9 protein-coding genes, 17 tRNA genes, 2 rRNA genes and 1 pseudogene are annotated in these 12803 nt (G+C 46.0%); 4 read left to right on the top strand and 25 right to left on the bottom strand.

Going from position 1 to position 12803, the window contains the following annotated elements; genetic code table 11:
• Window position 1 precedes the first annotated feature (1 nt).
• Window positions 2–1147, bottom strand: a complete 1146-nt coding sequence (gene queG, locus HU147_RS14525; protein WP_224076907.1) for a tRNA epoxyqueuosine(34) reductase QueG — start codon at window positions 1145–1147, stop codon at window positions 2–4.
• Window positions 1148–1214: 67 nt separating this feature from the next.
• Here queG and HU147_RS14520 point away from each other — a divergent pair, with 67 nt between their 5' ends.
• Both HU147_RS14520 and HU147_RS14515 read left to right on the top strand, forming a co-directional pair.
• Window positions 1215–1877 carry a B3/B4 domain-containing protein gene (locus HU147_RS14520; protein WP_224076906.1) on the top strand — a complete coding sequence of 221 codons (663 nt, stop codon included), beginning with the start codon at window positions 1215–1217 and terminating at the stop codon, window positions 1875–1877.
• A 78-nt stretch (window positions 1878–1955) separates the two neighbouring features.
• Window positions 1956–2999, top strand: a complete 1044-nt coding sequence (locus HU147_RS14515; protein ID WP_224076905.1) for a C45 family autoproteolytic acyltransferase/hydolase — start codon at window positions 1956–1958, stop codon at window positions 2997–2999.
• Window positions 3000–3159: 160 nt separating this feature from the next.
• On the opposite strand, the pseudogene HU147_RS14510 reads toward HU147_RS14515, so the two are convergent.
• Window positions 3160–4218 (bottom strand): annotated as a pseudogene (locus HU147_RS14510) (C45 family autoproteolytic acyltransferase/hydolase).
• A 107-nt stretch (window positions 4219–4325) separates the two neighbouring features.
• Between HU147_RS14510 and HU147_RS14505 the strand changes: the two are divergent.
• On the top strand, window positions 4326–5297 hold the full coding sequence (locus HU147_RS14505; protein WP_224076904.1) for an ATP-binding protein: 972 nt from the start codon (window positions 4326–4328) through the stop codon (window positions 5295–5297).
• A gap of 13 nt (window positions 5298–5310) precedes the next feature.
• Here HU147_RS14505 and solA read toward each other — a convergent pair whose 3' ends face one another.
• The gene (solA, locus tag HU147_RS14500; RefSeq protein WP_224076903.1) at window positions 5311–6444 is read right to left on the bottom strand and encodes an N-methyl-L-tryptophan oxidase; all 1134 of its coding nucleotides are present in this window, start codon (window positions 6442–6444) and stop codon (window positions 5311–5313) included.
• Window positions 6445–6484: 40 nt separating this feature from the next.
• Complete coding sequence (locus HU147_RS14495; RefSeq protein WP_224076902.1) at window positions 6485–6862, bottom strand: VOC family protein; 378 nt, start codon at window positions 6860–6862, stop codon at window positions 6485–6487.
• Between the two features lie 303 nt (window positions 6863–7165).
• On the opposite strand from HU147_RS14495, the gene HU147_RS14490 reads away from it, so the two are divergent.
• Window positions 7166–7699, top strand: a complete 534-nt coding sequence (locus HU147_RS14490; RefSeq protein ID WP_224076901.1) for a hypothetical protein — start codon at window positions 7166–7168, stop codon at window positions 7697–7699.
• A 139-nt stretch (window positions 7700–7838) separates the two neighbouring features.
• On the opposite strand, the gene HU147_RS14485 is transcribed toward HU147_RS14490, so the two are convergent.
• The 21 genes from HU147_RS14485 to HU147_RS14385 form a co-directional block, all read right to left on the bottom strand.
• Window positions 7839–7922: transfer RNA gene (locus HU147_RS14485), tRNA-Leu, on the bottom strand.
• Between the two features lie 114 nt (window positions 7923–8036).
• Complete coding sequence (locus tag HU147_RS14480) at window positions 8037–9035, bottom strand: inorganic phosphate transporter (RefSeq protein ID WP_224076900.1); 999 nt, start codon at window positions 9033–9035, stop codon at window positions 8037–8039.
• A gap of 15 nt (window positions 9036–9050) precedes the next feature.
• Window positions 9051–9668 carry a DUF47 domain-containing protein gene (locus tag HU147_RS14475; RefSeq protein ID WP_224076899.1) on the bottom strand — a complete coding sequence of 206 codons (618 nt, stop codon included), beginning with the start codon at window positions 9666–9668 and terminating at the stop codon, window positions 9051–9053.
• A gap of 1101 nt (window positions 9669–10769) precedes the next feature.
• A tRNA-Leu gene (locus HU147_RS14470) sits at window positions 10770–10853 on the bottom strand.
• Window positions 10854–10862: 9 nt separating this feature from the next.
• Window positions 10863–10936 (bottom strand) — tRNA-Cys (locus HU147_RS14465).
• Between the two features lie 8 nt (window positions 10937–10944).
• A tRNA-Gly gene (locus HU147_RS14460) sits at window positions 10945–11019 on the bottom strand.
• 5 nt (window positions 11020–11024) lie between these two features.
• Window positions 11025–11096, bottom strand: a tRNA-Gln gene (locus HU147_RS14455).
• Between the two features lie 9 nt (window positions 11097–11105).
• Window positions 11106–11181 (bottom strand) — tRNA-His (locus tag HU147_RS14450).
• A gap of 44 nt (window positions 11182–11225) precedes the next feature.
• Window positions 11226–11301, bottom strand: a tRNA-His gene (locus HU147_RS14445).
• A 20-nt stretch (window positions 11302–11321) separates the two neighbouring features.
• Window positions 11322–11395: transfer RNA gene (locus tag HU147_RS14440), tRNA-Trp, on the bottom strand.
• Between the two features lie 8 nt (window positions 11396–11403).
• Window positions 11404–11487, bottom strand: a tRNA-Tyr gene (locus tag HU147_RS14435).
• A 3-nt stretch (window positions 11488–11490) separates the two neighbouring features.
• Window positions 11491–11566: transfer RNA gene (locus HU147_RS14430), tRNA-Thr, on the bottom strand.
• Between the two features lie 16 nt (window positions 11567–11582).
• Window positions 11583–11658: transfer RNA gene (locus HU147_RS14425), tRNA-Phe, on the bottom strand.
• A 17-nt stretch (window positions 11659–11675) separates the two neighbouring features.
• A tRNA-Asp gene (locus HU147_RS14420) sits at window positions 11676–11751 on the bottom strand.
• A 4-nt stretch (window positions 11752–11755) separates the two neighbouring features.
• Window positions 11756–11832, bottom strand: a tRNA-Met gene (locus HU147_RS14415).
• A gap of 243 nt (window positions 11833–12075) precedes the next feature.
• A tRNA-Val gene (locus tag HU147_RS14410) sits at window positions 12076–12151 on the bottom strand.
• Window positions 12152–12166: 15 nt separating this feature from the next.
• Window positions 12167–12241: transfer RNA gene (locus HU147_RS14405), tRNA-Glu, on the bottom strand.
• 26 nt (window positions 12242–12267) lie between these two features.
• Window positions 12268–12357: transfer RNA gene (locus tag HU147_RS14400), tRNA-Ser, on the bottom strand.
• 6 nt (window positions 12358–12363) lie between these two features.
• Window positions 12364–12438, bottom strand: a tRNA-Asn gene (locus tag HU147_RS14395).
• Between the two features lie 13 nt (window positions 12439–12451).
• A 5S ribosomal RNA gene (rrf, locus tag HU147_RS14390) occupies window positions 12452–12567 on the bottom strand.
• Between the two features lie 123 nt (window positions 12568–12690).
• Window positions 12691–12803 (bottom strand): 23S ribosomal RNA (locus HU147_RS14385); the annotation flags it as partial.

Here is a 12803-nt window from a genome sequence, read left to right as displayed (position 1 = left end):
CTTATCCTTTCAATTCTTCGGCGAAAAATGCCAATCCTTTTTGAATTTCTGCTAATGCTTCTTCATCCTGCTCAGTGTGCCGCGCCTGTTTGAGCGCTTGCAGCCCCTCTTCTGTGCCGATTTTGCCAATAGCCCAGGCCGCTGTCCCCCGGATTACCGGCCGGTCGTCTTTCATTAATAATTCGATTAGCACGGGCACAGCGCTTTCTTCTTTAAAATGAGCCAACGCCAAAATGGCATTTCGCTGAATCGGCTTTTTGCCTCTCCAAGAGCCCGAGACATAACCAAATTTGCTCTTGAATTCCCGGTTGGAAATCGTCAACAACGGTTCCAAAAGCGGTTTTGCAATCTCGGGATCCGGCTCGAACTCCGGATGGATCCCATTGGCTTTGCGTTTGTTTTTCGGACAGACTGTCTGGCATGTGTCACAGCCATACAAGCGGTTGCCGATCACCGTGCGGAATTCGTCCGGCAGAAAGCCTTTTGTCTGCGTCAGGAAAGAAATGCAGCGCTGGGCATTCAACTGTCCGCCTTCTACTATTGCACCGGTCGGGCATACGTCGATGCACAAACGGCAGTCACCGCACTGGTCTTCCATTGCTTCATCAAAACGGAACGGAATATTGGTGATCATTTCGCCCAGATAGACATACGAACCAAACTCCGGCGTGATAATCGATGTATTCTTTGCACTCCAGCCGATTCCTGCCCGTTCCGCAACTGCCCGGTCGGACAGCTCGCCTGTGTCGACCATGGAACGCATGCGGGCGTCCGGATAATGGGCAGCGATGAAAGCTTCTAAGAGCGTCAAGCGCTCACGAAGCGCCGCATGGTAATCTTTCCCCCACGAAGAGCGTGAAAAGATGCCGCGCCGTGCGCCTCTCACCCCTTGAGGCGCATCTTTCATTTTGGAAGGGTAAGCGATGGCAATGGCAATGATGCTTACTGCTTCATCCAGCAAAAGGGCGGGACGCGTCCGCTTATCAAGATCCGGTTCTTCAAAGCCGGATTGGTAGTTTAATTGCTGCTGGCGGATCAGCCGGTGCCGCAGGTTATAAAAAGGTTCAGCTGAAGCAAAACCGATTTTATCAATTCCGATTTCCGAGGCATACGCAACAAGGTCTTTTTGGAATTGATCCAGATTCATCTTGTAACCCCTCATTCTTATTATATGATACGATAAGCCTAATCCATCATCTGAAAGGAAGATTGCCATGGAACTGTCAATCCATCCATCAATTATTGAAATCCTTCCTGACTTTAAAATAGGAACTATTCATTATAACAATATCACCGTTTCCGAGTCACCTCAAATGTTAAAAGGCCGGCTTCAGCTTTTTCAGGAGCAGCTGTATTTTGACCTGGAAGAAAAAGAACTCACCGACTTTCCCGGTCTTCTGGAATGGCAGCTGATCTGGAAAGCGCTCGGCGCTGACCCGAGCCGTTACCGCCCCTCTGCGGAAGCACTGTACCGCCGCATCAAAAAACAAAATTACCTCCAGTCCATCCACTCGGCTGTCGATATGAACAGCTTCCTATCCCTGCAATACGAAATACCGCTTGGCTTATATGATGCGGACAAAATCGAAGGGGATGTGGAGATTGCTAGCGGCACTTCCGAGGACCAGTTTGAAGGCCTCAATAACCGGGTGAACACCTTAACGAACATTCTCGTTTCTAAAGATGCACAAGGCGCTTTCGGAAGCCCTTATGTCGATTCAAAACGGACCGCTGTGACAGAAGCTACAAAAAATGCGTTACATATTTTTTACCTGCGCCCTTCTATGGAAAAAGACACAGCCTTGCAGCTGCTGACGGCGGCTTCCAATATGTTTACGGGCATCAATGGCGGAGAAGCTGATATACAGGTCGTCTGACTTCTTAAGCATATTCTTTTCTATTTTGCGCCGGATGCAGTAAAATCTTGTTAATCCGAGAGAAAAGAAGGTCTTCAAGTGAAACGAGTGCATAGTGATATTATCCAATTCCGTGGAAGCCATTATGATTTCGGTTTTATGCAAGGCGAGCGGCTGAAAGATTCGATTCTGCTGCCAAACCGCCGCAAACAAAGAAATTCATCAAGCAAAAGTTTGTTGATAAATGAACAGCAAGCGACCAAAATGCTTCAGTCGTTCGCTCCAAAGATTTGGGAAGAGATTATGGGCCTGTCCGACAGCCTCGAATGGGATTTGCATGATGCCATCCGCGAGTTCGGCGGCTATTATTTGGAATACGTGCGAAGCGGCTGCTCCATCTTCACCGGCTCCGATTTTATGGTCCGCAATTACGACAGTGCGCCGCAAGGCTACGAGGGCCGATTTGCGCTGTACCAGCCGACTGACGGCGGTTATGCGACAATTGGACCGACGATGCAGATTACCGGGCGTACTGACGGGCTGAATGAAAAAGGCCTGGCGATGGGCTATAACTTCATCAACCGCCGCAATTCAGAAGACGGCTTTATCTGCAATATGATCGGCCGGTTGATTTTGGAGAATTGCGCTTCCATTGAAGAAGCCATCGATTTGCTGAAAGACATTCCGCACCGCCGTTCATTCAGCTATGTGCTGCTGGACCGCACCGGGAAATCGGTGGTGGTGGAAGCTTCACCGCGTTCCGTAGTCGTCCGCGAGTCGTCGGTATCCACCAATCATTTTGAATTGCTGACAGAAGAAAACCGCTATCAGACCGATGATTCACGCCGTCGGGAAGAAACCATGCTCGCTTACCAGAACATGGCGGATGCCTACAGCGCTTTCCGGCTGCTCAACGACTCCGACCAGGGCGTCTTCTCAAAGAAATACACGACAGCTTCCGGCACCTTGCATACGGCCTCTTATTTCCCGCATAGCCTGGAAGTCGGCTTTGCGATAGGTCCGGACCGCTTGCCGCTGATGTTTGATTTTGACCGCTGGATACAGGGCGAACGCTTGTATGCCAAGCGGATCAACGGAAAAATTGATACCCATCTGCCGTTTGTCCATATGGCGGAAATGTAAAAACAGCCCTCACTCCAAAAGTGAGGGCTGTTTTTCAGTTATCTAAGCGCTTGACGGGGTTGACCAGGTACTTCCGCTTTTCTTATTGTCCAAACTCCAGCACCTAGCCCCTCGAGCCGCTTCTGCGCTTGTCGGAGCTGGACAGGTGCTTCCGCTTTTCTTATTTATAAGCGTAGTTCTTTTCCAAATGGGCAAACCCGATCTCTGTATCGATTTCGCCATAAACTTTCTGAACCTCGAGATCCTGTCCATCCAGCCACTCCCCGAAATCGAAAACAGTCGGCTCCTGGTTGCCCCCTATGGAAAACCAGGCCTGTTTATCTTTCGGCAAATATACCGAGGTATGGATGGTTCCTGCCCAGCTTTTATAATCTGTTGAAAACACGCCTTTGTCCATATCATTGAAAAGCCGATATGCTTTATAAGCATCTGTTGTTTCTTTAGGTTGAGATACAATTGCTTCAAGACGCTGATGGGAGTCTTTTAAATAATTGCGGTTTTCATGCGCCTGTATTTCAAAATGATTGGTGCAGACATTCGTTTTGCGCACATCGACTGCCCTCGGGCTTGCTTCGATTACAAAAGTCTCTCCACTGAGATCCGTTACGACGTAGCTGAACGAACCCCGGTGCGGAATTGCTTTTACTAACTCTACTGCTTCTTGCACCGTGGCACATGTCTCCAAAATGATGCGGCCGATCATGTAACAAACAAAACCGTCTCCCGGCTTTTTCCGGTGCGTGAAATTATAGCCCATTGCCAGGCCTTTCTCGTTCATGCCATCCATCCGCCCGGTAATGCGCGAAGTCGGTCCGATCATGGCATAGCCGCCGTCAGTCGGCTGAAATACACTGAAGCGCCCTTCATACGTTTGCGGATGAAAATCATAATTGCGCACCATGAAGCCGTCTCCCGTAACGATCGAACAGCCTGAAGGCATGGCATCAATCCGGTAGCCGCCAAAGTCGCGCAAGACCTCCTCCATCGGCAAATCGAGGCTGTCCCGCAAGCCGTTCAATTCCTGTCAGATTCCCGGCGCAAACTGTTCAAAGGCAGTTTGCGTTTCTGCCACATCGATTTGGAATCGCGGCCTTTTTACTTTCCACTGCTTTCTGCGGTTTTCAAGCGTAATCGAATCTTTCAATAATTGTCCCTGCATCCAGCCAAAATCATAATGGGTTCCCCGAAACTGCAGGATATCGCTATGTATATGTTTCATGAATGCCCTCCTCTGTCCCTCGCACTATTAAATCAATCCAATATTCAGTTATTATAGCAACTAAGCAATGTGTTTTGACAGAGAAACGGGTTGAGAGGAGTGATTGGATGGCACGAATGAAAGTGCTTATCGGGCTTCCGGGCAGCGGAAAATCGACATATGCCACGAAAGTCATTGAAATTGAACAAGAATGGATCCATTTGTCATCAGATCAGATTGCTCGTGAAAAGTTTGTTATGGAAGAAGCGATTGACCACCGCGTAGTGTTTGAAGATCTATACCAGCAAACTGCCGCTGCACTCGCTGCCGGCCATGATGTCATTTACGATGCCACAAACCTTGCATCGGCGAGACGGAAAAGCCTCCTGAACCGGCTACAAAAACTTGATGCCGAGACAGAAGCGGTCCTGTTCTTGACTCCCTATGAGGTACTGAAACAGCGCAACCGGATGCGAAATGACCAGGAACGGGTACCCGAAGCGATTCTCGAACGTTACATTCGGGCTCTGCAGTTTCCGAGAAAAGATGAAAAGTTTGATAAAATCAGCATTATTTCCGTCTTTAAGCCATCTATAACTTCTTCAGAAGCCCAAAGCCACCGGCAGCTTATCGGCTCTGAAGCAGCTTCTTTTGAAGATATCCTTGGCTTGTATGCGTCTTTTGAAGAAACAAAAGCTCTCAGCACTCACCTTGAAATGAAAGCCATCGCTTATCATTCGTACAAGCTGTTCAATCAAGTCCATTTGGATGTTCAGGCTTCCCAAGAACGGCAACTTCTTTCTTGGGTGATGCTGCTCCATGAAATTGGCAAATCCCATATCCGCAAGCCTGTGCTTATTATAGAAGACAATTTTTACGGCTATGAGCACATTTCCATGTACTTGGCCTATCCCATTCTTTCTGCCCTGCAATATCCGGAACCGTTCATTTCCGATGTGCTTCTGCTGATTGACGAACACAGAGAAGCACCTGCCATGAAACGAGGAAAAATCAGGCGCAGGATCGGACAGGAAAATTTTCAACGGCTCGAGTATTTATTGGAACAGCTTCATCTTTCATCAGAGCAGAATCCGCGTTAAGTTTGATATTTTTCTATTTCTCAAATCTTTTTATTGAAAACGGCCGGATATCCACAACCGATTTTCGGTCTCCTGTCACCAATTCATATAAAATTTCTCCAACTGCGCTGCTGAATTTAAATCCGTGGCCCGAGAAGCCGCAAGCCACAACGACATGTTCGTGGTCCGGATGCTTATCAATAATGAAATTGCCGTCCGGAGTATTTGTATAAGTGCATGCCTTGCCCAAATAGTGTTTCCCCACTTTTGGCATAAAGCGTTGAGCAAAGCCGGCTACGTCCTGTTGATCTTGTTCATAAGTTCCAAATACCTCAGGTGGTTTCCGCATATCGCGAGGACGCCCTCCATCATGTCGGCCGATTTTTACGCCTGTTCCGTTAATGCTCGGAAAACCATAGTACGTTTCAGCCCGCAATTCAAATAGATAGGCAGGAAAACTTTGTGCTGAATAAATCTTTTCATCCGTTTCAAACCAGGAAAACGTTGTTCTTAATTCTTGCAGCGGCAAATCTAAGCCGATTAATGGAAGCAATTTCCTGGCAGCTGCTCCCGGCGTGACAATCAATGAATCTGCGGTAAATTTTTCCGCTCCTGCTGCCACTTCTACAGAATCATCAAAAACTGAGATGGAAGTAACAGGTGTATGAACCTTTAGAACAGCGCCATGTTTTAAAGCTTGCGTTTTGAAGGCGCTGATACAATTTTCACTCATCAATACACCCGACTCCAATTCAAGGCAGCCGATAAAGCCTTCCGGAGCTCGGAAACCATTCCATCTACGGTTGATTTCTCCGGCAGTCAATTGCTCAACTTTCAATGAATAGGCTTCAGCGCTATGCATAACGTTTTGCATAAACGAAGACTCCGGCCGCGCAACTGTCAGGACTCCCGTTTTTATGAACAGCTCTTCTTCTGATCGTTCCTGCAGCTCATTCCACAATTCCTGTGCCCGAAGCGCCATCGCAACATAACTTTCCCCTTCTCCGTAAGCATGACGGATAATCCGTGTTTCCCCGTGATGCGATCCTTCTGTATGAGGCGGATCATGTGCATCCAGCAACAAGACCCGCTTCCCTTTTTCCGCCAAATAATAGCCCGCTGCCATCCCCATGGAACCGGCTCCCACAATAATCACGTCATAATCCATTCAATGACCCCCTGCACTATATTTGCTAATTGCCTTCCCGTCAGTAAGTTGAAATTTCGATCAGGTTTCCATCCGGATCTCTTATGTAGACGGATGCAATCGCTCCAGTTGCTCCGGTTCTTTGGACAGGCCCTTCTTCAACTTCAACCTTGCAGCGCTTCAGATGTTCTGCCACTTCAACAAGCGGCGTCTCGGTGATAAAACAAAGATCTGCGCTGCCAGGTACAGGCCTCTTTGCTTTTGGTTCGAATTCTTTTCCGGCTTCATGCAAATTGATTTTTTGGTTTCCAAACTTTAAAGCTTTTCTATTATCTCCAAAGGTTTGGATTTCCATCCCTAAAACCTGGTGATAGAATTCGCAAGTACTCTCGATGTCTGCTACCGTTAAAACCAAATGGTCCAGACGCCCAATTTTCATTTGCCATCGCTCCTTTCGCCTAAGCTTCTTAATTCCACAATATTAACTTCAATCCTTTAAAAATAGAACATATTTTTGATGTAGCCGATACATGGATTTTAAATAGAAGTAAGCTTCGAATATTCTCCATTAATAAAGATACAATTTTAAAGCGGCTAAAAAGGAGCTGAAAATACACCTTTAAATATTCTGATTATTTAGTCAACTTTTTATTGCTTTTTGAAATAGCGGGTATATAATGAAGTTGAATTTAACGTCATTTTCTTGATACATATATTAAATATTTATCAAGGAGGAAGAACAATGAAAAAGCTTCTCGTTGCTCTCATGGTCGCATTTCTCAGTCTGTCTGCCATGTCGTCAGTCAGTGCTCATCCTCACCACCATGACAATGGCGGCGATGACTACAAGTTCACGGTGAAAAAGGAGCTGACCATCAGCAAAAGAGCGCTTAAAAAGTACCGGGACATCGAAGTTGCACTGGACGAGGGATTCACTGGATTAGTACCAGGAGCCTGTGTACCGAATATGGGAATTCACTTGATCAAGCCAAACCGTGTTGACGATGCAAAACTTCACATCAAACGACCGGAAATCTTGGTTTATGAGCCTCTGAAAGATGGAAGCTATAAACTCGTCGCAGCTGAATGGTATGTGCCTGCAGAAAAAACGGACAAAACACCAGAGTTGTTCAACGAGAAATTCCAAGGCCCAATGGATAACCACGACGGTTCACCAGGACAGCACTACGACTTGCACGCATGGCTCTTTAAAAAGAACCCGGATGGAATGTTTAAACCGGAAAACAAACGCGTAAGCTGTGAATTTGCGAAATAATGAAAACCGCTGTAGAAGTTCATTCTACAGCGGTTTTCTATTTTTACAGAAGTTGATCATAAACACAAAAAAGCCGATGCTCTGAAAAATCAGAACATCGGCTTTCTAAGTTCATCGCTTGGCATGGCGATGATGAGTATACCGGCGGTCGGGGTCGAACCGACACTCCCGTGAAGGAACGGGATTTTGAGTCCCGCGCGTCTGCCAATTCCGCCACGCCGGCATGTCAAAAGGACATTAATAAATATAACATATATTATTTAAAACGCCAATAGTTTTTCACAATAATATTAATAAAAATGGGAACCTTGGAATTCCAAGGTTCCCACTTTCTATTTTAAAGGAACATATTAAGAAGTAAGTATATGCCTCCAGCTAATAAAGCAGAAATTGGCATCGTAATCAGCCACGTAATCAGCATGGTTTTAGCAGTTCCCCATTTAACGCCTTTCAGCCGGTGTGAAGCTCCTACACCCATGATGGATGACGAAATTACATGCGTTGTACTGACCGGCAAATGAATGAACGTTGCTCCGAAGATGACTGCCGCACCAGTTAAGTCAGCCGCTACTCCGTTAACCGGGCGGATCTTCATAATCTTCCCGCCGACGGTCTTGATGATTCTCCATCCGCCGACAGATGTTCCAAGAGCCATGGCAAGCGCACAAAGCGCCTGTACCCACAACTGAATATCATCCGAGCTTTGATAGTTATTAACGATCAAGGCCATGGTGATAATCCCCATCGCTTTTTGGGCATCGTTGGTACCGTGCGAGAAAGACTGCAAAGCTGCTGTCGCAATCTGGATCAAACGGAAGTTACGGTTCGTCTTGGTCAAGTTATTATTTTTAAACACCACTTTAAAGATGCTGTAAACAATATAGCCGACCGCAAAAGCCAGTATTGGCGATAAAATCAACGCTTGAATGATTTTTATAAATCCGCCGTAATTCAGCGCTGTAAAGCCGGCCGCCGCAATGGCTGCTCCTGCAATCGAGCCGATTAAGGCATGCGAAGAACTGCTTGGGATACCGTAGTACCAAGTAACCAAGTTCCAAATAATTGCAGCCAGTAAAGCTGCAAGAATAACTACTGTTCCATTTGTAAGTGTAAATGGATCCACAATATCTTTCGTGATTGTTTTAGCAACGCCGGTAAAAGCCATAGCTCCGACAAAGTTCATAATAGCAGCCAGCATGATCGCATGCCGCGGTTTCAACGCCTTTGTGGAAACCGCTGTGGCGATTGAGTTGGCCGTATCATGAAAGCCGTTGATAAAATCGAATACTACAGCAAAAACGACAATTAAAACTGTTAATAGCAGAACCATATCCATCGGTCATCTTGCTCCTTAAGCGTTTTTCATAATAATTGATTCAAATGTGTTTGCTACCTTTTGGCAATGGTCTGCAATTTCTTCAAGTTCTTCGTATATTTCTTTGTATTGGATAATGCGGATCGGATCTTTTTCTGTCTGGAATAAGTGTTTGATCGCGTGGCGTCTTGTGACATCGCATTGGGATTCGTAATCTTTAATTTTAATCGCGTGTTCTCTCATGGCTGGCAATTTCTTAGAAGACATCAATTCTACAGCAGTTTCAATTTCAATCGTGCTCAAGCGAATCGCTTCCACAAACTCCAGCATGAACTCATCTGCATTAATAACCGAATACATTTCAAACATGGAAGCTGTGTGATCGAGCCCGTCTAGTACGTCATCCATCGTCATGGCAAGGGCCAAGATATCCTCACGCTCAATCGGCGTGATAAATGCTTGATTCAAGTCCTGGATAATCGTATGGACATAATTGTCCCCTTTGGTTTCGTAGTCCTTCATCGTGTTGGAGAATATTTTTAAATCGCTGATTTCCCGCAATTTATAATCTGCAAAATAAGCAGCACTTTCTTTTAAATTCAATGCGATTTCACCCAATAAAACTGCAAACTTATCTTTCTTCTTGAAAGCCATTTTCTTACCTCCGCTATATTCATAAAATAAAATCTAAGCTTTTATATAATATACTATTTAACACAAGTTGCATACTATATTAATAAAATTTACATGCCTGCAATATCTAAAAATTCCACGAAAATAACATACTCCTTTTTCTAATTAAAGTCCAGAAATTTCGACTTTAAACACTATGAGAACGTATTCTTTTAGTGGTTGCTGTGTCGTTGTTTAAGATTAGGAGGGTGCTCTCTTTTCTTCATAAACTACAGTCTTCCAGAGTATTTACTTTTGCAATAATAGCATCAGTCGATTTTAAGGAAGCCTTGTCTTCAATAAGGAATTTCTAATATGATATTAGCCGATGGCAAAATAGCTTCTACAAATGCTGCGCAATAAGCTAGACTCACACAGAACTGCATATTCTAGAATACTTTTATGCACTTTGTTCGTTTTCAAAACTGCTAAATAACCAGTAAAATAGGTTCCAAGTAAAGTTCATACTCAATCGAACGAGCCTCACCGCCAAGTATGCTAAATTCGTTCTGGCTGACCATAAGAGCTATAACCTGCCCCCCATCGATAGAACATGCACTTTAACCATTTCTTTTCCTGTTCCAAGCAATTCCTTTCATTTTTGTCCCACAGCTATTCTGCTCATCATAAATTCCATTAGGCGTGCCTTATAAGGGTTCAAGCTTATAATCTCGATCTAATCTGATCCTGCATTTCTCATGCCCATATAACTTCGTTAAAGGTAGGAAACTTCTCTGCATACACAGACCAGCACTAAGCCATTTCCACTGTCGCTTTAACGGCATAACCCTCAACTGGTTAATCTCATCATATTGCGGTTTACTGCACCTCAAATATACTCTCCATACAGCTGATTGTCATTTGCGCCTCCCCCCTCTGGTCTAGCAAAGGATGCCTGTCCTTATGGAGCCCTTCACCATGTTCTTTTTCTTGTTTATTGCCAGAGTACTGTCAAAATAGGAGTAACCATAGCGGAAGCAAAGTCCTTAGCGTTTCATCAAAAATAAACAACAAAAAAACTCCCAGTTTTGAAATAAATCAAAACTGGGAGTTTATAAAGGGCAGGCAGGCCCTTTTAAATGATACCGGCGGTCGGGGTCGAACCGACACTCCCGTGAAGGAACGGGATTTTGAGTCCCGCGCGTCTGCCAATTCCGCCACGCCGGCAAATTATTATGGAGGCGGCAACCGGACTCGAACCGGTGATAAGGGTGTTGCAGACCCATGCCTTACCACTTGGCTATGCCGCCATAACTTTTGGAGCGGAAGACGGGGTTCGAACCCGCGACCTCCACCTTGGCAAGGTGGCGTTCTACCACTGAACTACTTCCGCAAAAGCTGGGGTACCTGGATTCGAACCAGGGCATGACGGGATCAAAACCCGTTGCCTTACCGCTTGGCTATACCCCAATAATTGGATGGGGCGGACGAGGGGAATTGAACCCCCGAGTGCCGGAATCACAATCCGGTGCGTTAACCACTTCGCCACGACCGCCATAATATTATTGGTATATCGATTAATTATTAAAAGAAAAAACATGGGGCGGACGAGGGGAATTGAACCCCCGAGTGCCGGAATCACAATCCGGTGCGTTAACCACTTCGCCACGACCGCCATCATATAAAATTTAAAATTGGCAGGGGCAGTAGGAATCGAACCCACATCGGAGGTTTTGGAGACCTCTGTTCTACCGTTAAACTATGCCCCTATAAAAACTGGTGGTGGGGGGCAGATTCGAACTGCCGAACCCGAAGGAGCGGATTTACAGTCCGCCGCGTTTAGCCACTTCGCTACCCCACCCAGTGGTGCCGGAGAAAGGACTTGAACCCTCAACCTACTGATTACAAGTCAGTTGCTCTACCAGTTGAGCTACTCCGGCATGGAGAATTAAAAAATGGTGGGTCAGGACGGAATCGAACCGCCGACACTTAGAGCTTCAATCTAATGCTCTACCAACTGAGCTACTGACCCATTTTTTTAATAAAATATGGCGGTCCCGACCGGGATCGAACCGGCGATCTCCTGCGTGACAGGCAGGCATGTTAACCGCTACACCACGGGACCTTTTTGGTTGCGGGGGCAGGATTTGAACCTGCGACCTCCGGGTTATGAGCCCGACGAGCTACCGAACTGCTCTACCCCGCGACAATAATATAGGTGATACATTGTTACTCTTACGCTTTTCGCTTGATGGACACCTGCATCGCCTTCGGCTGCTTCGGTGACAATCGCCATCTTTGTTCAGTGATGTTCTCTGTACCGCGACAATCGTACTGTTCTTACTTTATCATACTTGTACTCATTTTGTAAGGCAATCTATTGCCAAAGGAATACTTATATAATAGAAGAAACTTTTCAAATCATAACTGGAATTATGTATGTTGGAAATGGTGGAGGATGACGGGATCGAACCGCCGACCCTCTGCTTGTAAGGCAGATGCTCTCCCAGCTGAGCTAATCCTCCGTTTTAATATGTAAATGGTGACCCCTACGGGATTCGAACCCGTGTTACCGCCGTGAAAGGGCGGTGTCTTAACCGCTTGACCAAGGGGCCATTAATTTGTATTGAAGAATATCTACTGGCGGAGAGCAAGGGATTCGAACCCTTGAGACGGTTGCCCGCCTACATGATTTCCAATCATGCTCCTTCGGCCACTCGGACAGCTCTCCAAAAGATGGCTCCGAAGGTAGGACTCGAACCTACGACCATCGCATTAACAGTGCGGTGCTCTACCACTGAGCTACTTCGGAATAATATGGATCAGCCTGGCAACGTCCTACTCTCACAGGGGGAAACCCCCAACTACCATCGGCGCAAAAGAGCTTAACTTCCGTGTTCGGGATGGGAACGGGTGTGGCCTCTTTGCCATCATTACCAGACCAATTTATTTTGAAAGACAAGTTTTATTATACCAAGTCTAGCTGGTATTGCAAGCTTTTTTTTGAAAAAAACTCGCGGCTTGCGCCCTCAAAACTGGATATGCGACAGGTGAAAACAACGTGTTGGTTAAGTCCTCGATCGATTAGTATTCGTCAGCTGCACGCGTCGCCGCGCTTCCACCCCGAACCTATCTACCTCATCGTCTTTGAGGGATCTTACTTGCTTGCGCAATGGG

It is taken from the genome of Planococcus chinensis (assembly GCF_020071995.1).
Lineage (GTDB): Bacteria > Bacillota > Bacilli > Bacillales_A > Planococcaceae > Planococcus > Planococcus chinensis_A.
Note: the sequence above shows the minus strand (reverse complement) of the source record. Positions and strands in the feature narration are given on the sequence as shown.